The organism is Synechococcus sp. CCY9202 (assembly GCF_034931685.1).
In the GTDB taxonomy this organism is placed as follows: domain Bacteria; phylum Cyanobacteriota; class Cyanobacteriia; order PCC-6307; family Cyanobiaceae; genus CBW1002.
In genome coordinates this window covers 31,849-55,309 of sequence record NZ_JAYGID010000109.1, presented here as the reverse complement: position 1 = coordinate 55,309, position 23,461 = coordinate 31,849, and the positions used below count along the sequence as shown (strand labels likewise).

The following is a 23,461-nucleotide window of genomic DNA, read 5'->3' as shown; positions in this document are numbered from 1 at the left end:
AACCAAGGGGTAACTCAGATGGACCCCGCAGGCGGAAAAGCAGTGGGAGGCAAGGGGCGGAGTGTGGTCGATGAAGCAAGCACGTCCTGCGTAAGGAGATGCTGAGCAAAGCAGGATGACGTGCTGTGCGGGTGAACCCCATGCACGACACGCCCGACAAGATCATCCAAGAACATGATCTTGCACCCAGCATCAACAAATCGTCGAAGCAAGGAAGAATCGACAGGGAGAGAGTGATCGAACCCACTCAGCTTCAGCAAAGCAGATCGAGAGAACACATGACTGAAACCATGACCGTAGGCATTCGAGTCCAGCTCTTCACGCGTCAAGTTTCTCGCCAAAACAGTGATCCCAGCTGCCGTGAGATGAGAATAGCGCAGGCCAGATAATGATGAGTTACAAAAACCATACACACCACTCCGTGCGTGCCAACAGCACCAGCTCCTTAACGAGACAAAGTCACAGCCATGCTGCAACAGATCTCCAACCATAAAAGCCAGGTAATCAGGCGCGTAATAGTCATCGTCATCGAAGCGCGCAATAATGTCACCCGATGCAAGGTCGCAAAGCTGGCGCAGCTTCTCACCAAGGGATAGGGGACTCTGTCGATGTAAGTAGGTCACCCGCGCATCAGCCTGTGACAGAGCGATCGCCTCCGCACAGGCAGTGGCACTGTCATCAAGAATCAGCATCTGCTTATTGGGCCAGGTCTGGGCCTGAAAATGCCGAATCACACTGGTCAGGTGAGTGGGTCTGTCCTTGGTTGGCACAATCACAGAGACCTCAACACCCCTGCCGTCGCCAAGCCAGGCTCGGCCCAGGAGAGATTGATGGTCAGGGCCAGTCGCCACGCCACTCCTGGGCGGAGTCGCCAAGGACAGAAAGGGAGCAGGGGCAAACGGCGGGATCGATCGCAGGCGGCTGAACGAAACCGATGCGGTGACCTCTGAAGACAAGCGCCCCTCCAGAGGACCAAGATCGTTGAGCCAGAGCAATGGATCTGGAATCCAGATCATGCGCCCGGCTGCTAACTCGAGAAAGAGAAGGAACAAAGCTGATGCATCGGCTTGCTTGTCAATCGCCCCAGCCTCATCCCCCAGATCAGAGGGAACGATGAACGGCAGCAAGCCGGCCTTGAAACTGCGCAACGGGGCCGCACACCAACCAACCTGGCGAAATGAATGGGCCAAGGTGGTACGTGCCAGGCAGGCGCTGCCAACAACCTGATGGTCACTTGCCCGAACATAGCTGCCATAAGTCAACAGGCACTGATGACGCTGATACGTATGACTGATCAGCTGAAGAGCATCATCACCGAGTAGCCGGTCAACCCCATCGATCTGGATCATCACATCATCGCAGCCAGGCTGAAGCAGCTCGACTCCCTTCAGAAAGGCTTCAAGAGATGAATTCATCGACACAGGGCTCAAGAACACCTTGAATCGCTCATCCCCATCGATCGCGATAGAGACCTGCTCAGGCGTCAGCTCCGTAGATGGATCAACAAGGACGATGGCCCTGAAGTTATGATGCTTCTGCTGACGCAGTGACTGCATACAGTCATCAAGCGACACCGCAGGAACGCGGGCAGTGATGACAATCTTGAAATGGACAAGATTGCTGTCAAAGCACAAGCCATTCTCATGTCCTAATATCGGAATAGACGGAAGCGCCTGGACAATCGCACCAGAATCCCCACGTTCAACAGGAGACTGCATCGTGAGCCCCACTGGAGCGGAAGAACTCAGCATGACAGTCACATACTGGCTCGCGACTTCCTCAAGCAACTCAGCCGTCGGTCCCTCTGCTTGATTCAGCTGGCGAAAGCGGGGATTGCCCTTGTTCTGAATCAGCAGGCGCTTCTCAAATGTGTTGCGATCATGGCCAATGCAGAGGATTGTCTGTTTAGGATCCAGCTGCGCCAGAGGAAATGAGTAATTCTTCAGGAAGAATCGCTCCTCAGCTCGAGAAGCATCATTGGAATAAGCAGTTTGCTTCAACAGCTCCCTACGGAATGCAAATGTTCCAGCCGTGGCATGATGTTGCCCATAGGGCCCCGCCAGCCACAATTCTTTTTCGGGCAGGAAAAGAATCGGCAGCAGTGTTGAGCCGGCGACCAAACAACCAGTGTCTAGAAGCCGGCGAACAGCATGTTCGACACGAGTCGGGGGATAATAATCATCATCGTCGAGATAGACGATGATCTCGCCCTCACAGAAGGTATGACTGAGATTCCGCTTCTGTCCCAGTGGTAGCTTCTCATCAAGCCGGCGATAGACAACCTTAAGACCGCTTGCCTCGCTGGGCACGAAATCAGGAACACCAGCTGGGGAATCATCGATCAGAACCCACTCCATGCGTTCACGGGGATAGGTTTGATCGAGAATTCTTTTCTCCAGCAGCGGAAGAAATGCAGCCCGATTGTAAGTCACCGTGCAGAGACTGACAAACGGGTAGGAGCTCAAACTGGGATCTGACTTGCCTGAACTGACCATGGCCATCTCTTCGAGGGGCTTCGATGGCTTGGAGAAATCATGGAAAGGATTCTTGCGCCCCTGTCGCCGCTTTCTGGACACGATAGTCAGGCTGCCAACGAGAACTCCGATTCAAGTATGCAAGAACCAGAGGGTTGATGGCGATGAAACGACCAACAATGAAGCACAGACGATACAGGCAGAACAGAAGGAGAGAATCACAGCCAATCAACAGGAGACAATGGTCTGTTGGTCAAGCACTAGGATGGCCAACAGATTCCTGAAGCGGGCCCAGCGGTGGGGGAAAATGTGAACGACGTACGCGGCCACCTCGACGGGGTCGTCGGTCGCTTGGCGTTTGGATGGGCACTGGATGATTCCGATCCGTCCAGGAAGCTGAAAATTACAATTGTAGACAAACAAACGGGGGCCACGCTTGGTGAAGGCCTCGCCAATCAGCCCAGAGAAGATCTCGGTATCCTGGGTCAGCAGGATAGCGACTATGCATTCAGGATTGAACTGAACAGTTTCCCATCGTCTTTGGCTGAGATTGAAGCCGTGGCTGGCGGCGTCACCCTGGTCAAGGCTTCCACCAGCACCGCTGCACCAAGCAGCGGCAACCTTTCCAGCCGCAGCCTTGATGTGCTGGCATCTCTCAATCAGGCCAACTTGGCCTTACAGCGCACTCTTGCATTGGAAATCAAGGTCAAACGCATCGCAGCAGCACTGGGATTGCCATTGGATATCGACAATGAACTCCCCGACGATCAGAAGCATCAGCCAAGAGAAATTCCAAGGCAAAAGGCCGAAGAGCCAGGCAAGCTGATTGTCTTCTCCATTATTGACTGGGGGTACCGATACCAAAGACCGCAACAGATCAGTGCATCACTGGCAGAGGATGGCTATCAGATCTATTATGTGAATGCAAACTTCATCGCCACTCATAGCAGCGGTAGCGATTCCAAGGCATTGCTGCCCTCCCTGAAAAGAGTTCGAAAAAACATCCTTGAAGTCACACTGAAAAAACCACCCCACTTCTCCGGCAGCGGAAACGAGCAAGATCTCAATAACATCTACAACCATCCCAGTGATGCCATGGCACTGTGGATCTCGGCGCAACTGAGAAGTCTGATTGAGATCTACAAGCTAGAGAGTGCCATTGCAATCATCATGCATCCGTCATGGCACAAGATCTGTCGCACTGGGCTGCAGGAGCTGCCAATCGTCTACGACTGCATGGATCATATCGCTGGCTTTCCAGAGACATCTCTTGAAGTGATCGAAGAAGAAAAGCTGCTGGCCAGTCAGTGCGATGCGCTTGTCACCACATCTGAGTTTCTGCATAATCAGTTCACACATAATAATCACTATCTTATCAGGAACGGCTGCGATTATGCTTATTTTTCCGCTGCAGCCATGCCTGATAGCCTGTTTGAACGCTATCAGTCTGCAACGTCTCCCATTGTCTGCTACTACGGGGCGATTTCTGGCTGGTTCGACTTGAAACTTGTCGCCGATGTAGCGAACCAGCTTAATCACCATACATTTCTCCTGGCGGGTTCAACCGAAGGATGCGATCTCGATGCCGTAGAAATTCCAGATAACGTCCATTTCCTTGGCGAGATTCCGTACAATAAACTCACAGCTCTGTTACTCTTGGCGGACGTTTGCATAATTCCCTTCAAGCTCACAGACTTGATTAAAGCTACAAATCCTGTCAAGGTCTATGAATACCTGGCCGCTGGCAAGCCTGTTGTCTCCACATGGTTACCGGAAATCGAGGCGTTGAATCTGGATGAGTCTTTGGTACGCCTGGCGGCAACTGCGGATGAGTTCTCGGCAGCAATCATCAACGCAACACAGGAGGACAGCTCCCATGAGGTTGTTGCGGCTAGGCGACATTTTGCCGCAGAGAATACCTGGAATAACCGCAAAGAACTTTACGACCAGGCACTTAACAGCATTTTCCCCGAAGTATCCATCATTATTCCATGTCACAACAACATTCATTCCACACAGCTATGCATCGAGAGCCTGCAAGCTCATACACACTACCCGAACTACAACCTGATTATCGTCGATGACGCATCAAAAGATGGAACGCATCACTACTTGAACAGGTTGCAGGAGCAGAATTCTCACATTAGCGTCATCACACTCGAAGAAAATTCCGGCTTTGCACATGCTTGCAACCGTGGCATGGGGCAGGCACGATCAGACTATCTCGTGATTCTCAATAATGACACCCAAGTAACGCCACACTGGCTATTCAAGCTTTTGCGAGCCCTTCGCGCTGACCAATCGATTGGCCTGTGTGGCCCCGTGACCAATGCCATTGGCAACGAGCAGAAGATCAAGATTGCCTATGGCACCATGAAAGAAATGCAATGGCGTAGCCAGGAGTTCACAACCGCTCGGCACAGAAAGACGCTAGAGGTGGATGCATTAGCGTTTTTCTGCGTCATGTTGAAGCGTGATGTCGTTCGTGATATTGGATTGCTGGATGAAGACTTTGGCCTTGGCTACTATGAAGATGATGACTACTGTGTACGAGCTCGCAAAGCTGGCTATCGCCTCGTGATCTGCGATGATGTATTCATCCATCATGAACTCTCGAAGTCATTCGGAAAAGATGATCTCAAGCGATCAGAGCTTATTGCCAAGAACAGGACATTATTCTGTGCCAAGTGGGGGTTTGACGTGGTTCATTCCTATCGAGATGAGGAGGGCTTTGGCTAATCATCATGAACCTAATGAGAATCGCATTTACCCGATCCTCAATGCCTCTCGCAACAAGCCAAGTTCGTCAACTACAATCAAGCCATGGCGCATGAAAAACAGCATCGCTTTATTCTGAGCGCTTGTGAACGGTTTCAAGGGCTGATCGAAAATGCCAGGATTGTAGAAATAGGATCACAAGATATCAACGGCACAGTAAGGGATTGCTTTCAGGGCTGCCAGTCGTACCTAGGTATTGATATCGGAGCTGGTCAAGCGGTGGATCTGGTTATTCCGGGGGAATTGCTGGAACTGCCCTCCGAGTGGGCAACAATCGTCATCTCGACCGAATGCTTGGAGCATGCTTCAGGCTGGCAAGAGATTCTTGCAACGATCATTCGGATCACATCATCTGGTGGACTTGTGTTGTTAACTTTTGCCAGTTTTGGCAGGCCAGCGCATGGAACGATTGACTCAGACTCAGCATCCTCACCCTTCACCAATCATTACTATAAGAATTTAACTCCGCATCATCTACTTGACGCCATTCAGCTCAATCAATACTTTTCTGATTATGGCTTTGAAGTTAATACCTCACCCGGAGATACTTATTTCTGGGGAATCCGCTCCTCGACTCCTTGGAGAAAACGGGAAAGCTCGGAGATTCTGGAAGAGCGTCTTGCCAGGGCACAGGGGCAACTGGCCCAAGCCGTGGAAAAGATCAGCAAGCAAGAAGAACTTTATGCTGGCTTCAGAGATCTTGAAGCTCGCATTAAACACAAAGAAAATCAATTACAAGATCTTCAGGCACAACTTGCCACCACACTAGGACAGCTGACCACTCGGACTGCGGATCTCGAGAAGGTCCAGTCACTTCTAGATCAAAAGACAAAAGATGGGGAGCATAAGATAGAAGAAGTCAAGCAATTGCAAGATGTGATTGCCCGCAAAGAACAACAATCACACGGGTTGCTTGAACAACTTGCAGACATACGTTTGGATTGTGACCGTGCCATCGACAGCGCTGAACTGGCCACGTTGCGCTGCCGGAGCTTTGAGCTGGAATCCGAACGGTTTCGCACTGAACGGGATCAGCTTCTCCAGATCAACTCCGAATACCGTAGGCAATGCCGTCGTGCCGTCGATTTACTCTATAGGATAAAGGCTTTTTCCATGACTACAGACGCAGTCGAGAGCCAAGGGAGTTCTCGATGAATATCATCGCCTTGGCCGAATTGATTCGTCAACGCCCCTTGACATCAACTCAGTTGCATCACGTCGCAGAAGAACTGGAGTCAAGAGCGGATTGGACCCTGATGAAGCAGGCCTTTCTTTCCTTTCGAGTTGATGCGAATCCAGCCAGCAAGATCATTGGGTTTATTGACTACAAGTTGGCACAGGCCTGCTTCCATTGTGGTGAAACGAAAGAAGCCGAGGCCCTGGCCAGGCAGGCGATTCAGATCGAACCTGGCTTTCCATATGCTTATCATTTACTTGGAAAGTGTTATACACTGCTCGATCAGCACAGCAAGGCCATCGAAGCCCATCAACGATGCTGTGATCTGGCCCCCAGCTTTGCCTGGGGGTGGTATGAGCTGGCACAAAACCATCGGCATCTTCACCACTGGGATCATGCCCGTTACGGGTTGATCAGGGCCATACACTGTTGCACCGCCAACGAGTCTGAGCTGATCCAGCAGATCCAGGCGACGCATACCAGTGTGGATGAAGGAGAGCGCCTGGAAATCGCGAAGACCATCTGGGGAGATCGAATCAACGGGATTCCGGCGTTGAACGGCTTATCGGAAAGCGACCATGCCCTGCTCCAGTTGGAGCAATTCAAACGCCAGATTGATCGCTTGGCCGAGGATTTCGAAGTTCCGGCTTGAGCGATTCACCCCTTCGTGCATCGCCCTGTTGCGGATCGTCAGGCTTGAACGGAGTCTTGGCAACCGATGGAATGTCGTCTGGATCGGCAAGAGCCTGGCGATAGATCAGCGAAGCCTGTTCAAACTCACCACGCCGCTCATGCAGCTGCGCCAGGGTTCTGAGCAAGGCAGGGCTCGCCTGCTGCTGCTGCTGCAGCCAGGTGAGGAGCTCAATCGCCTCACGGTCCTGACCCATCTGCTCCAACGTGCCGGCAGCCTCGGTCAATCGAGCTGGCCGCAGATAACCGGGCTTGAGCCGATGGATGCGATGCACCAGCTGGGCCGCCTCCATCGCCTGGCCCAACTGTTGATGGGCCAGAGCAAGATTATTCAGGGCCGGCACAGCCTCTGGATCATCGGCGGCAATCTGCCCGAAAGACCTCCGCAGCAGTGGAATCGCCTGCTCCGCCCTGCCGCTGCGTACGAGGATTCCAGCCAGATTCACCAGGCTGCTGTAGTGACTGGAATCCAGCTCCAAAGCAGCGCGGAACCCCTCCTCGGCCTTGCCCTCATCGCGTTGCAGCAGGGCCGCCAGACCCTTGAGCTTGTGAAGATCCGGATCACTCACGCCCTGGGCCTGGAGCTGATCCAATTCACGCGTCACGGCGGCAGCCGTCTGGGCGTTGAGCTGCCGGCGCAGCGTCTCAAGGCGTTGACGCCAGGGCACCGCAGGAGTCTGCTGGGCCGGGTTGGTCGTGTTGGCCGGCTGCGGCTGGGCAGCGATCGTCTGGACAGGCCTGGGTGCGACGACCGGGCCGTCCGAGCTGTAGGGCCCGCTCTGCGCAGAAGCACGCAACAGCACATAGGCCTGCCGGAAAAAGGGGGCCGCCAGTTCAGGGGCACCGCGCAGGCTCAGATCCTCGGCGTAGTCGAAGTAGCGGGAAGCCTGCGCCACCAGGTGCTCTGGTGCATGGGCCGGCAGGGGCACGCTCACCGGCACAGCTGGGGAGCGGTTGCCTGCCACGCCCTCGAACAGGGGTGACTGAGCGAGCGCCGGAGCTTCTGCCTGGGGGCGTGGCCACAACCGCCCCAGGGCCCTTCGCAGGCGGCCGGGCTGCTGTGCAGGGGTGGTCATCGCAGAGGCAGGCGCCAGATTGATCGATAATCGCCCAGAACGGACACCATCGCCATGGGCACAAGGCCAGAGGTCTCCGTGGTGATTCCCTTCCGGAATGCCAGCGCCTGGTTACCCCAGACTCTCGCTTCGCTGCAGAGCCAGAGCGGGGTGGAGGGTGAACTGATCGCGGTGGATGATGGCTCAAGCGACGCGTCCGCCGCTCTGGTGCAACGGCTCTGGAGCCACCACCCCTGGCCCTTGAGGCTGCTGCGCTTGGACGGTGTGGGGGTCTCCCGGGCGCGAAACCAGGGTTGGCATGCCAGCCAGGCTCCCCTGGTGGCCTTTCTCGATGCCGACGACCTGATGCTGCCGGGGCGGCTGGCCGACCAGCGGGCCCTCCTGATGGCCGAGCAGCAGTGGAGCCATTGCCTGTGCGGCTGGGTGCGGCTGGATGCCGCGGGCCGGCCGCTGGTGGAGGTGCGGCCCTGGCTGGAGGGGGCGGGTTTCAGCCCGGCCGAGGCCTTCCGCCACAAGGCGGTGTTGCCCAGTGCGTGGATGCTGAGACGGCAGGCCCTCGAAGCCGTGGGAGGGTTCGATCCAGCCCTGGCCCATGCCGAGGATGTGGATCTGCTGCTGCGCCTGGCCCTGGCGGGTCAGCGGGGCACCTGGCTGCGCCGGATCGGCTGTGGCTATCGGGTGCATGCCGGCAGCGCCAGCGGGCACGTGCAGAGCCAGGCCCACAGCCTGCTGTGGGTGGTGGACCGCCAGTTGCGCAGGCTGCCGACCACGCCGGCGGCCCAGGCTCTGGCGCGGGAGCAGCGCTACACCACCCGCGCCTGGGCGGGATGGAAAGCCTGGACAGGGGGAGATCGCCCCCTGGCCCAGGAACTCTGGAGCACCAGCCTGGGGATGAGCCCCCTGTCTCCGGCACGGACGTGGCTGCACCTGGCGGAGAACGCAGGGCGGAGCAGCCGGCGGGAGGGCGTGACCTTCACACCGGAGCTGCTGCTGCACGACCCGGTGTGGCGGGGCCTCGAGAGCAAGCTGCTGCTGCGGTGGCTCCGACCGGAACCGGGGGAGCGGCTGGTGAGGCGCCTGCGAGCCGATCTGCTGAAGGAGCTGGGCGAACCGGCGGACGGCAGCCCCTGGTGGCCCCCTCGGCTGCGGACCCAGCTGAACGGGGAGGATCCCCTGCGGGACCTCCGCGCCCAGGTGCTGAGCTGGAGCGCCAGGCTGATCGGCGAGCCGGAATCCAGCGACTCAGAACTGGCGCAGGACCTGGCTGGGCTGCTACGGCAATGGCTGGCGGTGGTGTGGCCGGAGGACCGCCGCGCCAGTCAGCGGATTCTGGAGGAAAGCCTGGCGATCGCACCGCAGCCGCAGGCCCTGCGGGCCCTGGCCCGGCTGGAGCGACACGACCATCCGCTCGGTGCGCGGGCCCTGGAGCAGCTGGCGGCGGCGGCTGAGCTGGCGGCGCCATCCAGGCCGAACGCCCAGAAACCACCGCCACCGGCCATGCCCGCAGCGGCGTTCTGGGAGCGCGAACAGGGGCCACCGGATCGCTGCCTGGGGCCGCACTGTTCGGCCTGTGCTGAACGCCTGCTGCAGGACTGGCGCCAGGAACCACTGGGCCCCACCAGCCAGCGCTGGTATCCGCCGAGCCAGCGGCAGGCCGATCCACCCTTTGGCGTGCATCGCCTCAGCGGCGGACGCTGCTGGATTCGCAGCCCCGCCAACCCCTGGCAGCTCACCCATGGGCTGGGGGTCGCCAACGGCAGCGGTGAACGGATGGCTGCGTTGTGCCGGCGCTACCCCCAACCCTGGCCAACCTGCCCGGAACCGCCGCAGAGCCTGGAGCCATGGCCGGTGGACCCACCGCTGCAGCTGCGTGGCAGGGTGCTGGCGGTGGCGGATCTCTCCGCCGAGAATCACTACCACTGGCTGGTGGATGCGGTGCCCCGGCTGGGGCGGGCCCTGGAGCAGCTGGCAGACCAGGGATCGCTGCACGACCTGACGGTGTGGCACAACGGCGGCAGCGGACCGGTGGTGCGGGAATGCCTGGTGGACCTGCTGGGCCTGCGGCCGGAGCAGCTGATCGATGCCCACCACCACCGCCACATCCAGGCCGAGGAGCTGCTGGTGCCGGATTTCGCCGGTCGCTTTGCAGTGCCGGCTGCGGCAAGCGTGGCCTGGTGGCAGCGCACGCTCCAGCCGGTCGCTCCGCAGGATGGGCGGGTGCTGTGGTGGTGGCGCGGGTCAGGCGGCTGGCGTCGACCCGTGTGGGGAGAAGCGGAGGCCCTGGCGCGATTCCAGGAGCTGATGCCCGAACAGGAGGTGGAGGTTGTGGATCCGGCCGGCATGAGCCTGAGGCAGCAGGCCGAGCGGATCGGATCGGCGGCACTGGTGGTGCTGCCCCACGGCGCGGGGCTGGCCAACCTGCTGTTCGCCAGGAAGGGCTGCCGGGTGCTGGAGCTGTGCAGCAGGCGCTACTGTCCCCCCTACAGCCACGGACTGGTGCAACAGCTGCAGCTGGACCTGATCCGTTGCGAACAGGAAACGCTGACACCAAAGCTGTATCAGGGTTTATTTTACGAAGGACCTTCACTGGAGCCCCTGAGACTGGACCCAGGCCCCGTGGCCGAAGCGATGCGCCAGAGCCTGCCCCACCACCACCCACCAGACCGGCAGTCTCAAGGCGGGACTAACACAATTCAGGAAATCCCCAAGATTGTGTAGACCATGACAGAAAAATGGTCGCCAGATTAAGGCTTTGAAACACTGTGTCAGGCGCTCGATTCGGGGATAGGATTTGAGGCAAGCAGCGTCCCTACCGTCAGTCAGCCATGTCCTATGTGATCGACACGACCGGGCAGACGTACTTCTTCTGCGACGAGGAGATCCTCAGCGGCGGTTGCAATAACGTCATCAACGTCTCCGGCACCACAACCGTGATCGGCCTGGCCGAGAGCGGCCAGGGCGCGATCGTGGAGGCCTCCTTCGTCTGCGACGACGGGCCCAAGGTCTACGACTTCCAGAACGCCTACTGCAATCCAGACGACGTCGACTGCCGCGTCAACCTCGATGCGATCGTCAGCGGCGACTTTGAAGGCCCCGGCCAGACCATCCTCGAAGCCGCCGGTGGCCGGCGCGACGAGCAGGGCAACGTGATCGACAACGGCCAGATCCCCGCAGGAGGATTTGCCTACTACCTGGCCGGCGGCAACGGCAACGACAGCATCTCCGGGTCCCAGTGCAACGACTTCATTCGCGGCAATGGCGGCAATGACCTGATCAATGCCAACGCCGGCGATGACCTGGTGCGACCCGGAGCCGGCAACGACATCATCAAGCTCGGAGCCGGCAAAGACAACGTCTTTATGACCCCAGACGCATTAATTCGTCCCAAGGGCGTGATCGAAACCAACACAATCCGGGATTTCAACACCGCCGAAGACAAACTGTCGTTCCGCGGAACCATGGACGAGTATGTTATCAGTGGCATTGGAACCAAAACCCTTGAGGTCAAATACAAAGACACCACAACTCTGATCGTCAGCGGCAACAACGGCACCGTCTTCAACAGCGACGACCTCAGCTTCATTGGCTGAGATGAGATGAGGTCGCAGGAGAATTCCCATGCACTCACGAAGCCCCCCGCCTGATTGAATCCAAATCCAAGACCACATGATGCCTTGACTGGATAAAGTCAACCACACGGCATCATCATTTCAGCGAAACGTCAAAGACCACAACGCCTCCACAAAACCCATGGCCTTTTCCAATCCCGGCGCCAACGCCAGTGCTGACTCTCTGTTTATCTCTCTCGATAATTCGCCAACCACATCGAACGGAACATTTTCAGGTCAATACGTCACTGGGCAACTGGTTTACGACTCAAGTGGGAATTTAATTGACTTAGACGCAAATCAAACTCTTGCCTCTTCCCTCCAAGACGAACTCAATTTTTCCGTAGCCTCTGAGTCAGTCAACCTGGGCGGGATCGGCATCCTGAACTCCGGCTTCAGCGTTGGCACCAACGGTGGGATCAGCGTCTTCCAGCTTGGCTCCACGGAGGCTCGTGCGACCAATGCTTCCAATTTTGGCAATGCCTATGCGGGCGCCGTTCAGAACCTGGACCAAGGGAACAGCGCCCTGTTGTTCTCGAATGCCGGCGGCGGCATCATCAACACCAACGGTTTCGATCCGAGTGGAAGCCCGATTAGCCAGGTACCCCTTGGTTTCGGAGCCTATGGCAACAGCGACATCCTGATCGGTCGCCAGGGCCAGATCAATGTCTCGGTGGATAACGACGTCATCGCCTCGGCGTTGTCCAACAATGGAATTGATGCATCCGGCGAAGACCTCGGCGATTGGGCCCTGGGTTCAGGCATCAATCCCCTTGGCGCGTTCAGCGACGTCCCCGGCGGTTCTGTTGCAGCAGCTGTAGCTGGGAACACTTACGGTATTTTTAACACCTCCATCTTTGTTGGCGGTGGCACCGGCTCCACCAACACGGTGGATGCCAACCTCACAGGTGCCACATCGGCAACAGCCAAGGTTGGCGAGATCGATGCCAGTGACAACTTCACAGGCGGCATAGGCAATGCGGTTGCGGTCGCAGGCCTGAATCTGTTCTACAACGATCAATACTCTGCCATTTCCAGCGGCGGTTTCATTGACTCGAGCGCCAACCCCACTGGACCGATGGTCCTCAACTTCGGGAACGGCGCCAGCACCGTGATCGGTCGGGCCGGGACTGGCCCTGGTACAGAGCCGATCTTCGTTGGTGCCACGGCCCGAACCGGAATTGGCAATGCCAATGCTTTTTCCAGCGCCGATCAGTTTGGTGGTATCACCCAATCCGGCGTACTGCTAGACCCCAGCAGCAACTCTGCTTCTACTCCCGGCCTGCAGATTCTGATTGCGGGCGACGGCACCGTTGAAGGTACAGCGAAGGGCAATACCGATGCGATCGCCACAACGGAGCAGGGAAATGCCTTCGCCGTTACCCAGGTTGACGAAGTCTTCGGTATTGTTGACAACAACAATGTCCTGAATTCCGACTTCGGGCCTGGAGGTTTTGGCAGTGAGAATGTCGGCTCGGGTTCTGCCATTCTGATCAATGGAGCTGGCAGTATTGCTGCAGGTGCATCGATCGACAGCAACGCGTTTGCCGCGTCAAACATTCTCGATCCGAGCGGCGGGATTGCCTATGCCCGGACCGACAACAGCTACGTCATCGGCTTGTCGCAAGGTGGCATCGTTGATTCCGTCGACGCAAGCGGTAATCCCATCAACATCACCCCAGGCATTGGCATTGGCGGTGACGGCAACCTGAGGATTTTCGCCGACAGCACGCAAACCGCTACGGCGATCAGCAACTTCAGCGGCAATGACCCAAGCGGCAACGTTGATCCGTTTGCAGCTAGCGCCATTGGTGATGTCGTCGTCGGCATTCTGGATACTGAAATCCTGATCGGCGGCGATCTCACCGACATGCCCGTTGTGTCGCAGTTGAATGCGCAATCCAATGCATTCTCGCTCAGCGACATAGCCGATGCCCGATCCGGTGAAGACTCCGACAACCTTGGCATCAGTGGGTCCGTATTGGAGGTCTTCGGCGATGCCAACAGCAACATCTTCCTGGACGCATCAGGCAACCGTGTCCGAGGGCCGATTGACGTCATGGCGCAATCCTCCTTTATCACCTTTGCCGGCACCACAGGAGCTCAGCCTTCTGATGCCGAAAGTGGCATCAACACCACCACGTATGGTATTGAAGAATCGGCGATCGGGATCGGTGGTGATGGCCGAATCGTCAGCCAAGCGACGAGCGAGCTGAGTGCCACGGCTGGCATCGTGTACCCAGTTAGCGAGCAAGGCGTTGTTGACACGGATCCCATCGGAGTTCTTGGAGTTGCAACGTCAGATGCATACGCTGAAATCGGCAGCCAGTTCGATGACGGCGGCACTTACCGCTCAGCCGGTATCAGCGATTCTACGATCATCATCGAACGAGGTTCCTTTACGGGCAATATTGGCCCGACTCTCAATACCAGAGTTGAAGGCGAATCCGAGATCACAGCGGATGCCTTTGCTATCACAGAAGGTACCGACCCCAATGCCACTGACGGTGCGATAGCTTTCGTTGATCTGCTGTCCGACGGTATTGAGCTTTCAGGCACTAATGCTGCCACCGGAGACGCCAGTGGCATCAAGATCAAGCAAGACGGCAACATTGTTGGCAACTCAGTAATCACTGGGTCTAGCATTGCCGAGAATGGAGGTACGGGTGCCATCAACGGGTCTGGTTCCGATGCATCAGCCACGGCCAACATCAACGCTGATGGTCTTGATCTCGAGGACGAGAGCTTCGCCGTCGTTGGCCAAAATGGTTCTATCTTCGGCACCAGCATTCTTGGTTTTGATCAAGATCCCTTCGTGGTTGATGCCGGCGCATTAGGCGGAGACGCCAATGCCGTTGGTAACTTTGAACTCTCTGGTATTGAACTCTCGGATGGTGCCTTGCTGAGCCCTGGCCAACAGAGCGGCAACGTATTGGGTCAGGTCTTCTCCAACACCCTGGTCAAAGCTGAATCCGACGGTGGCGCAGCCAATGCCAATTCGACTGTGGAGGGCATTGGCATCAATTCTCAAGATGCTCAAACCATTAATCTCGGCAGCGGCAACGTGACCGGCATCAGCCAGGTGTTCAACCGGGTGGAGGCCTTCAACGCCAATGGCACGGCGGTCGCCACGGCCAACACCGAAGCAGTCGGCATCCGGGATACGGCACTCATCTTCGCCGGCAACGGTTCCGTCTTTGCCAGCGCTGGTGGTAGCAGCATCGCGATCTCCGGAGTTACCCCCAACCCTTGAGCGCGACTCCCTGAATACCGGTGTCTGGTTGATTCAATCGCAGCCAACACGTTGATCCTCAAAAGCCAGGCATCATGCCTGGCTTTTTTTCTGGCCTTTTGCAGAACGTCGTCTTCCAGCCACCCTTGGCCAGAAGGGGTAAATTGATCTGCACTGTTGACACCCATCCTGAGCCTCACACGATGCAACTGGCCTGCAGTGATCTCGAACCGCTGCTCCGCGAAAGGATGCAGCAGATGCAGGCCAAGCCCTTGCCGCAGCTGCTGCACGACCAGGGGTTGCTGCGTCAGTGGAGCCAGCAGCACCTGCTGGAACGGGTGCAGCAGAGCGTGGGCTTCAGCGCCGAAGAAGCTCCGGCAGTGGTGCAACGCCTCTGGGATGGGATCGGCCAGCCTCCACCCGATTTCAACCTGGAGGGCCAGTGGCTCGACAGGGTGGATGCCAAACTGCAGCCCACCCTGCAACAACGCTGGCAACAACTGCAACTGCAGAAATGGCTGGAACTCAACTACGGCCAGGATGTGGAAAGCCACTTCCTGGCCCGGCGTGAATCCCTTGAAAAGATTGTCTACGGGGCGATTCGCGTCGCCTCGGTCGGCCTGGCCGATGAGATCTATCTCCGCCTGATCGGCGGAGAAGAGAGCTTTGCCGCCCTGGCCCTGCAGTTTTCCCTGGGTGAAGAGCGCTACACCCACGGCCTGGTGGGCCCGATCACCGTCGACAAGCCCCATCCCAGCATCCGCCAGGTGCTGCAGACCCTGGCGGTGGGGGATGTGCATCCACCCCTGCCGCTGAACCGCTGGTACGTCATCCTCCAACTGGAGCATCGCGAGCCTGCCCGCCTCGATGAGCCGACCCGGTTTCAGCTGCTGCAGGAACTGTTTGAACGCGACCTCAATACCCAGCTCGATCAGACGCTCGACGAGCTGCTGCCACGCCTGCTGACCACCACCGCTGCTGAGGCCTGAGCCATGTCCGAGACCATCTCGATGCAGGAGTTACTGGCACGGCTGATCCTGTTCGCCGGCCTGCCGGAGCCGATGCTGCAGCAGCTCGCCTCGGCGGCCCGGGTGCTGCGCTTCCAGTTGGGCCAGCCGCTCTCGAGACCTGACTGCGTCAGCGACCACATCTATGTGGTGTTGGAAGGTCAGGTGCGCTCGGTGGTGCAGTCACCGCGGCTGCCGAAACGGGTGGCCACCCTCGAACGCCTGGGCGTGGGCAGCGTGCTCTGCCTCAGTGGGCTCACCAGTGGCCGTCCCGGTGGCTGGGAAACGCTGATCGCCTCCACCGAAACAGTGGTGCTGGCCCTCCCCCACGCCCTGCTCCGCCAGGTGATGCAGGCCCATGCCCCCCTGGGAGACCGGATCAACAGGGTCCTCGGCCCGGCTGAGCTGTTCGCCGTTCTGGATGCCTATCTGCGCGATTATCCACGCGCCCTGGAACAGGAGGTGGTTGCCGCTGCGCTGCAACTGGCGCCCACCTGCTATGTGCGCTACCTCGATCCGCAGGATCCCGTGGTGCAGCAATTGCCCCAGGATCGCCTCTGGCTGGTGACCGGCGGCGCATTGCCTCTGGCCACGGTGCTGCCGATCGCCGATCCCCCGCCTGCCGCCGATCCAGCCGCTATCGCGGCCCCAGTTCCAGGTCCTGCCTCTGCAGACAGTTCCTCTGGAGACAGTTCCTCTTCAGACAGTGCCTCCGCAGCTAGCACAGCCACCGAAGCGGCGGCCGCCGCAGCCCCATCCCGTGTGGTCCGCGCGGTAGGCATCGATCAGGCCGCCCTCGAGGCCATCCTCGAACCGAAACCGGAGGCCCACGCGGATTCGGGATCGGCAACCTCCGCCCAGGATGGCGCCGCCCTCTCGCTGAGCCGCTGGCAGGAGCACCTGCACATTCAGGATGCGTCCACGATTCCAGAGGCTGACTTTCTCGAGGCATTCGAGGCCGAGGAGCCCCTGGATGTGGAGCGTCAGCCACCTGAGGCTTTCCCCTGGTATCGCGGCGTCGGCCCGCTCGAATCGCCGATTGCGGCCTTCCGCATGCTCAGCGACTTCCTCGGCCTTCCCTTCCGCAAGGAACTGATGCAGCGCGTGTTCAGCGATCAGGTCAAACGTCATGGTGAAGCGTCGCTCGCCCTGACCGGTGCCGTTGCCGAATCGATCGGCCTGCAGACCCAGCTGCTCGAAATCAAGGCGGATTCCCTGCCCCGCCTCACCTGCCCCCTGATGGTGCGCTGGGGCAATGGGCTGGCGGTGATCTATCGCATCCGTGCCAAGAAGATCGTGCTGGGCATCCCGGCCAGCGGCAACGTCGAGATCAGCCTCGACGACTTCAAGGAGCAGTGGGGATCGGAGGGGGAAGTGATCACCCTGGCGGTGAATGAATTCACCCCCAAGCGCAAGTTCGGCTTCCGCTGGTTCCTGCCGGCCCTGCGCCAGCATCGCGCCGTGCTGATTGAAGTGTTGCTGGCCAGCTTCTTTGTGCAACTGTTCGGCCTGGTCAACCCACTGCTGATTCAGCAGATCATCGACAAGGTGATCATCAACAACAGCTCCTCCGCCCTCGGCTTGCTGGGATCTCTGCTGGTGGTCTTCGCGATTTTTGAAGGGTTGCTGCTCTGTTTACGCACCTTCCTCTTCATCGACACCACCAATCGCATCGACCTGGCCCTTGGCACCCGGATCATTGATCACCTGCTGCGCCTGCCCCTCAAATATTTCGACCGCCGACCGGTGGGGGAGATCAGCAACCGGATCGGTGAGCTGGAAAAGGTGCGGGGCTTTCTGACGGGCACAGCGCTCACCACCATCCTCGATGCGATCTTCGCGCTTCTCTATGTGGTGGTGATGCTCATCTACAGCTGGCAGCTCACCCTGCTTACCCTGTCTGTGATTCCCGTTCTGGTCGTGCTCACCCTGGCGGTCTCGCCGATGGTGCGCAGCCAGCTGCAGAGCCGCGCCGTGGCCAATGCCCGCACCCAGAGCCACCTGGTGGAAGTGCTGGGCAGCATGATGACGGTGAAAGCCCAGAACATCGAGCTGCGCAGCCGCTGGAAGTGGCAGGATCTGTATACCGATTTCGTGGCGGAAGGCTTCGACAACACCCTGCTCAGCACAACGGCCGGCACCTTCAGCGCCTTTCTCAACAAGCTCTCCAGCCTGCTGGTGATCTGGGGAGGGGCGGCACTGGTGCTGAAAGGCGATCTCACCCTGGGGGAACTGATCGCCTTCCGCATCATCTCCGGCTACGTCACCCAGCCGCTGCTGCGCATGACCTCCGTATGGCAGAGCGTTCAGGAAACCGCCCTCTCGCTCGAACGCCTGAGCGACATCATCGACACGCCCCAGGAGGCCCCGGAAGACAACGCCAGCCGGATCGTGATGCCATCGATCGAAGGACGGGTCGATTTCCAGAATGTCGAGTTCCGTTACCAGAATTCGGCTCCGCTGATGCTGAATGGCGTCAATCTCTCCATCCCCAAAGGTGCCTTCGTGGCGATCGTGGGCACCAGCGGTTCCGGCAAGAGCACCCTGACCAAGCTTCTGGCCCGCCTGTACTCACCAGAGAAAGGCGCCGTTCTGATCGATGGCGTTGACATCAACAAAGTTGAGCTCTATTCCCTCCGTCGCCAGCTCGGCATCGTTCCCCAGGATACGGTTCTCTTTGATGGCACCCTCGAAGAGAACATCACCCTGACCAATCCCGAAGCCTCCAGCGAAGAAATCATCCAGGCTGCCACCGTGGCGGCGGCCCATGACTTCATCATGGCGCTACCAGCAGGCTATTCCAACCAGGTGGGAGAACGGGGCAGCAGCCTCTCGGGCGGTCAGCGTCAGCGCATCGCAATTGCCCGCACCATCCTGCAGAAGCCGAAGATGCTGATCATGGACGAAGCAACCTCAGCGCTCGACTATCAGACCGAGCGCGTTGTCTGCGAAAACCTGATGCAGTCTTTACGTCACTGCACCGTGCTGTTCATCACGCACCGCCTCACATCCATTGTCAATGCCGACATGATTGTCTGCATGGGCAACGGTTCCATCCTTGAAGTTGGCAAACATGAGCAGTTGATGGCCAATCGTGGTCCTTACTATGCTCTCTTCATGCAACAAGGGGCCCGGGGCAGCTCCTCTTCCTCGTCTTCGTCCTCGTCTTCGTCCTATCGTCCCGTTGATCCAGCCCAGGGGACCTTCGCCCTCGGTGCTTCTAGGGCCTGACGTCCACCACTGCTGAACCTCTCACCCAGACATCCACTCCTTCCCTGCTCAGGCGATGGCCTCCTCCTCCAAATCCGGCGCATCCTCCGCCAGTCAGGTCCAACCGGTAGGGGCTCACGCCCCCAGTGGAACCGTTTTCGCCAACCAGAGCGATGGCGAGGTGGTGATTCCAGGGCTGCGGTCCACCGCAGACAGCCTTCTCACCAACCAGCCTGAGTCCAGCGCCGTTGTCGCCCCTTCGCGTGATGCCCCCTATGTCCGCCGGCATCGCCAGCGACGCACCACCTTGCCCCGCAGCACGCGCGGCTGGAGCCGGGCGATTGTCTGGAGTCTGATCGGTGTGACCGGCGTCGGCATTCTCTACGGCATGTTCGGCCGGATCGACCGCACCGTGAACGCCACGGGCACCTTGCGCCCCGTGGGCGGGGTGACGGAAGTGAGCTCCCCGGTCAACACGGTGGTCGAACAGGTGCTCGTCAAGGGAGGCGATGTGGTGAAAGAGGGTGATCCCCTGCTGATTTTCGATCAGGGGTCGCTGAAGCAGCAACGCAACCAACTGATCAGCCAGAAGAAGATCTGGACCAAGGAAAAAGTCTTGCTGGCCGTTCAGCTAGGCATTCCTGTCGATCCTCAGATCAGTGCCGAAGCCCAACGGGAGCTGGACATCAACACCCATGAGGTGAATCTCCGCAGCCGAGGAGCCACAGCAGAACGGGAGCGCTCCCGTATCACAATTCGTCAACAGGAAGACAACCTCGCTGCCCTGCGTCAGAAATACGCGATTAACGAAGGCATTGCCGACCGCATGCGAGGCCTGATTGCCCAGGGGGCCATGGCCAAGCTTGAACTGGATCGCCAGGAAGAACGGCAGATCGAGCTGCTCAGCACGATCAAACGAACAGAAAAGGAAATCGAAGCTGATCGTCAGCGCCTTGTCCAGAGCACCGTTCAGGAAGAGCAGGTGCCTGTCGCCAACCTCAAGAAACTCTATGCCGAGTACGACAACGCCCAGCAACAGCTCAGCGATGTCACGAACCGCCTGATCGATACGGAAGAGCGACTCCGCCTCGGCAAGTTACTGGCGCCTGTGTCTGGCAAAGTCTTCGATATTTCCGTCAAGCCCGGTGAGGTACCACGGGGAGACAAGCCTCTGATGAAAATCGTTCCGCAGGGATCCCTGGAAGCCGAACTGAAGATTTCCAACCTCGACATCGGCCACCTCGATGTGGGAATGCCGGTGGATGTGCGGGTGAATTCCTTTCCATTCACCGAATACGGTGCCCTTGAGGGCAAACTGGCCAGCATCGGCGCTGACTCCAAAGAAGCCACCCAGGAGGTTCCGATGGAGCACTTCATCGCCGTGGCCAAACTCGATGGAGACAGCCTCACCAAAGACGGTAAAACCTACAATCTCAGACCTGGCATGGCCATCACCGGCCTGATCCAGATGGGCACCCGACCGGCGATCTCCCTGATCAGCGACCGCTTCAAGTCGTTCATGGATGCGCCCAACACCATCCGTTGAGCACCGAGGCCTGGCTGGTTTTTGCCCAGCGGGCGTTGAACGACGGCAAATGGGCCTGTGCGGAAGGATCCCTGCGCCGGATTCTGTTGCAGGCACCCGAATCCCCTGAGTTTCTCGACCTGCTTGGTTATGCCTTGTTGATGCAGGGTGCCGCCGCCGCCGCAGAGCAGGTGCTGCGACGGGCCATCGACGCTGGCGGCTCTCAGTTCTGGACCCCACACAAACTTGGCGATGCGCTGCGCGCCCAGCAGCGATGGACCGATGCGGCGGCGGCCTATGAACAAGCCCTCGCCTGGGGAAGCGACAGCGACCTCACCGTGCGCAATCTGCTCCATGTTCTCGCCGCCAAGGGTGGTGAATCCGTGTTCCTCAGGCTCGAGGCGTTCGCCGCTTCGATGACGCGGCCGCTCCCCTGGCAGGAGCCCATGGCCTGGCAGAGGGGAGCCATCGCCACCACCTTGACCCTCGGCCGGGCGGACCTGGCCGCCTGGTTATGTGCTCAGGGATGTGCAGAGTCCGCCATCCGTCGCCTGGCCTATGGCGAAGCACTGGCCCAACTGAATCTCGATGCAGCCCTGGCCTTGCTCCATCAAGCCGCCGCCGGGCCGTCTGTGCAGGAGCCGCCGCACCCCCAGGAACAGGCCCTGCACCAGCGGATCAGGATGCTGCTCCACGGCTGTGACCCATGCCCGTGATGCTCGATTCCCTGCTGGAGAACGCCAGGCTGGCCCTGGAGAGGGGGGATCTGAACGACGCCGAGACCCTGCTGCAGCATTGTCTGCAACTGGAGCCCGATCACGGCGCCGCCCACCACCTGCTGGGCAAGACCCTGCTGGCGATGGGCAGGCCGGAGGAGGCGCTGCACCACCAGCGATGCAGTTGTCGCTGTGATCCAGCCCTGGGCTGGAACTGGTTTGCCGCAGCCGAGCTCCTGCAGCGGAAGCAACGCTGGCGAGAGGCGGCCGATCATCTGCAGCGGGCCGCCGATGCCCTGCCCACTGAGCAACCGTGGATCGAGGATCTGGCCCGCCAGACCTGGCTGCGGTACCACTGCGGCGGCGAGGACCTGTCCCGGGGGCTGGGGCCTGCGGCCTATCAGTACTGGATTCAGTATCGGGAACCGCGCCTGCCGGATCCGGCAGTCCCCCTGCTGGATCCGTGGTGGCAACCGGAACCCCTGAAGGAATGGCCGAGGGATGGCTGGCTGCTGCTGCTGGGAGACCAGTGCCGCCTGCGGCCAGGGGCCCTGCAGGCGGTGGAGCAGTGGCTGGCCGAGCAGGACGGCAAGGCGACGCCACACCTGATCTATACCGATGAAGACAGGCTTTCAGACGATGGTTCCCGCCTGGATCCCTGGTTCAAACCCGGCTGGTGCGACGACAGTTTCTGGGGCACGCCCTGGCTGGATTCCTTCAGCGCCTGGAGCATCCCCTGGCTGCGGGATCGGCAGCTGCCCCTGCCGCCCAGCGATCCGCAGCAGCGCTTTCGCTGGATTCTGAACGCACTGCACCAGAAGCCTGTGATCGCCCACGTTGCTCAGGTTCTGGTCCATGGACCACCAGGCCCGATCCCAGCGGCGGAGTGCTGGGATCGGGCCGCTGCGCTGCGGGATCACCTGGAGGCAGGCCAGGAAGCCATCAAGACCGTGGAACCCATGGGGGCTGCGGGGTTTCGATTGCAGTGGGCACTGCCGCCCAGGCTGAGCTGCGAGGTGATCATTCCAACCCGTGACCGCGCGGAGCTGCTGCAGCCATGCCTGCAACGCCTCTGGGACACCACAAGCCACCTCCACTGCAGGGTCACCATTGTCGACAATGGCTCCCAAGAGCCGGCAACCCAGACCCTCCTTGCCGACTGGACAGCCCGACTGGGCCCCGGCTTGCGGGTGATGGCCGATCCAGGCCCGTTCAACTGGAGTCGCCTCAATAACCGCGCCGCCCGCCCCAGCCAGGCCGACCTGTTGCTCTTCCTGAACAACGATGTGGAAGCGATCCGACCCGGCTGGCTCGAGGCCATGGCCGGCCAGGCCCTGCGCCCCGCCATCGGCTGTGTGGGTGCGGTGCTCACCTATCCCGATGGCAGCCTCCAGCATGCGGGCATTGTGGTGGGGATGGCAGGCGGCGCCGACCATGCCTACCGCGGTCTTGGGGTGGAGCATCCCGTCCATCGAGGCCGCAGCAGCTTTCTCACGAACTGGGGCGCGGTGACCGGGGCCTGCCTGATGGTGCGACGCGAGCTGTTTCTCCGCCACGGCGGCTTCGACGAACGGCTTCCCGTGGAATTCAACGATGTGGACTTCTGTCTGCGCCTCGATGCGGTTGGCTACCGCCATGTGGTGACTCCAGAGGCTGTCCTTCTCCACCGCGAGAGCCAGAGCCGTGACGCCCAGGGCAGCACAACGGCTGCCGCCGCCCTCGAACGCGTGCGTCGGCGCTGGAAAGCTCGTCTCCATGCCACCAGTCCCTGGTGGCCTGCCGCCTCGGCGCGAAACTGTGCCGATGGCCGCCCCCGGGAGTTCTGCCCTCCAGGCTGGTGGCTCGGGGATCGCATGGTCGGCCCCCAGGGCCAGCCCTGGGGAAGCTCCTAGCCCATGGCCCCCCGAGCCAGAAGCCAAACCGACACATCCCGAAATATCGTGGTCGACCTCGGAGTTCGGGGGTAAC

The 23,461-nt window shown here is 59.5% G+C and carries 13 protein-coding genes; 11 read left to right on the top strand and 2 right to left on the bottom strand.

Annotated features, from left to right (window positions below; genetic code table 11):
- Positions 1 to 14 precede the first annotated feature (14 nt).
- Positions 15 to 2,501, bottom strand: coding sequence for a glycosyltransferase (locus VB777_RS13870; protein WP_323249657.1), 2,487 nt, complete (start codon positions 2,499 to 2,501; stop codon positions 15 to 17).
- Positions 2,502 to 2,783: 282 nt separating this feature from the next.
- Here VB777_RS13870 and VB777_RS13865 point away from each other — a divergent pair, with 282 nt between their 5' ends.
- The 3 genes from VB777_RS13865 to VB777_RS13855 all read left to right on the top strand — a co-directional run bounded on the left by VB777_RS13865 (position 2,784) and on the right by VB777_RS13855 (position 7,081).
- Complete coding sequence (locus VB777_RS13865; protein WP_323249656.1) at positions 2,784 to 5,213, top strand: glycosyltransferase; 2,430 nt, start codon at positions 2,784 to 2,786, stop codon at positions 5,211 to 5,213.
- Between the two features lie 84 nt (positions 5,214 to 5,297).
- A complete protein-coding gene (locus VB777_RS13860) occupies positions 5,298 to 6,407 on the top strand; it encodes a hypothetical protein (protein ID WP_323249654.1) in 1,110 nt (369 codons plus the stop codon).
- Positions 6,404 to 7,081 carry a tetratricopeptide repeat protein gene (locus VB777_RS13855; protein WP_323249652.1) on the top strand — a complete coding sequence of 226 codons (678 nt, stop codon included), beginning with the start codon at positions 6,404 to 6,406 and terminating at the stop codon, positions 7,079 to 7,081. Before VB777_RS13860 ends, VB777_RS13855 begins: the two co-directional genes overlap by 4 nt.
- On the opposite strand, the gene VB777_RS13850 is transcribed toward VB777_RS13855, so the two are convergent.
- The gene (locus VB777_RS13850) at positions 7,032 to 8,195 is read right to left on the bottom strand and encodes a hypothetical protein (protein ID WP_323249650.1); all 1,164 of its coding nucleotides are present in this window, start codon (positions 8,193 to 8,195) and stop codon (positions 7,032 to 7,034) included. The genes VB777_RS13855 and VB777_RS13850 overlap by 50 nt on opposite strands.
- A gap of 54 nt (positions 8,196 to 8,249) precedes the next feature.
- On the opposite strand from VB777_RS13850, the gene VB777_RS13845 reads away from it, so the two are divergent.
- The 8 genes from VB777_RS13845 (at position 8,250) to VB777_RS13810 (ending at position 23,385) form a co-directional block, all read left to right on the top strand.
- A complete protein-coding gene (locus VB777_RS13845; RefSeq protein WP_323249648.1) occupies positions 8,250 to 10,913 on the top strand; it encodes a glycosyltransferase in 2,664 nt (887 codons plus the stop codon).
- Positions 10,914 to 11,020: 107 nt separating this feature from the next.
- Complete coding sequence (locus VB777_RS13840) at positions 11,021 to 11,785, top strand: hypothetical protein (protein WP_197156941.1); 765 nt, start codon at positions 11,021 to 11,023, stop codon at positions 11,783 to 11,785.
- A 160-nt stretch (positions 11,786 to 11,945) separates the two neighbouring features.
- Positions 11,946 to 15,056 carry a hypothetical protein gene (locus VB777_RS13835; protein ID WP_323249646.1) on the top strand — a complete coding sequence of 1,037 codons (3,111 nt, stop codon included), beginning with the start codon at positions 11,946 to 11,948 and terminating at the stop codon, positions 15,054 to 15,056.
- A gap of 182 nt (positions 15,057 to 15,238) precedes the next feature.
- The gene (locus VB777_RS13830) at positions 15,239 to 16,024 is read left to right on the top strand and encodes a peptidylprolyl isomerase (protein ID WP_323249644.1); all 786 of its coding nucleotides are present in this window, start codon (positions 15,239 to 15,241) and stop codon (positions 16,022 to 16,024) included.
- 3 nt (positions 16,025 to 16,027) lie between these two features.
- Positions 16,028 to 19,273 carry a peptidase domain-containing ABC transporter gene (locus tag VB777_RS13825; RefSeq protein ID WP_323249642.1) on the top strand — a complete coding sequence of 1,082 codons (3,246 nt, stop codon included), beginning with the start codon at positions 16,028 to 16,030 and terminating at the stop codon, positions 19,271 to 19,273.
- 55 nt (positions 19,274 to 19,328) lie between these two features.
- The gene (locus VB777_RS13820) at positions 19,329 to 20,798 is read left to right on the top strand and encodes an HlyD family efflux transporter periplasmic adaptor subunit (protein WP_323249640.1); all 1,470 of its coding nucleotides are present in this window, start codon (positions 19,329 to 19,331) and stop codon (positions 20,796 to 20,798) included.
- A complete protein-coding gene (locus tag VB777_RS13815; RefSeq protein WP_323249638.1) occupies positions 20,795 to 21,493 on the top strand; it encodes a tetratricopeptide repeat protein in 699 nt (232 codons plus the stop codon). The genes VB777_RS13820 and VB777_RS13815 overlap by 4 nt, the downstream gene beginning before the upstream one ends.
- The gene (locus tag VB777_RS13810) at positions 21,484 to 23,385 is read left to right on the top strand and encodes a glycosyltransferase (RefSeq protein WP_323249636.1); all 1,902 of its coding nucleotides are present in this window, start codon (positions 21,484 to 21,486) and stop codon (positions 23,383 to 23,385) included. Before VB777_RS13815 ends, VB777_RS13810 begins: the two co-directional genes overlap by 10 nt.
- The last annotated feature ends 76 nt before the right edge of the window (positions 23,386 to 23,461 follow it).

Excerpts from the sequence above, each read along its gene's own strand:
- VB777_RS13855 (WP_323249652.1), top strand. The coding sequence starts at position 6,404 with ATGAATATCATCGCCTTGGCCGAATTGATTCGTCAACGCCCCTTGACA.
- VB777_RS13870 (WP_323249657.1), bottom strand. The coding sequence starts at position 2,501 with ATGGCCATGGTCAGTTCAGGCAAGTCAGATCCCAGTTTGAGCTCCTAC.
- VB777_RS13845 (WP_323249648.1), top strand. The coding sequence starts at position 8,250 with ATGGGCACAAGGCCAGAGGTCTCCGTGGTGATTCCCTTCCGGAATGCC.
- VB777_RS13835 (WP_323249646.1), top strand. The coding sequence starts at position 11,946 with ATGGCCTTTTCCAATCCCGGCGCCAACGCCAGTGCTGACTCTCTGTTT.
- VB777_RS13820 (WP_323249640.1), top strand. The coding sequence starts at position 19,329 with ATGGCCTCCTCCTCCAAATCCGGCGCATCCTCCGCCAGTCAGGTCCAA.
- VB777_RS13840 (WP_197156941.1), top strand. The coding sequence starts at position 11,021 with ATGTCCTATGTGATCGACACGACCGGGCAGACGTACTTCTTCTGCGAC.
- VB777_RS13850 (WP_323249650.1), bottom strand. The coding sequence starts at position 8,195 with ATGACCACCCCTGCACAGCAGCCCGGCCGCCTGCGAAGGGCCCTGGGG.
- VB777_RS13860 (WP_323249654.1), top strand. The coding sequence starts at position 5,298 with ATGGCGCATGAAAAACAGCATCGCTTTATTCTGAGCGCTTGTGAACGG.
- VB777_RS13825 (WP_323249642.1), top strand. The coding sequence starts at position 16,028 with ATGTCCGAGACCATCTCGATGCAGGAGTTACTGGCACGGCTGATCCTG.
- VB777_RS13830 (WP_323249644.1), top strand. The coding sequence starts at position 15,239 with ATGCAACTGGCCTGCAGTGATCTCGAACCGCTGCTCCGCGAAAGGATG.
- VB777_RS13810 (WP_323249636.1), top strand. The coding sequence starts at position 21,484 with ATGCCCGTGATGCTCGATTCCCTGCTGGAGAACGCCAGGCTGGCCCTG.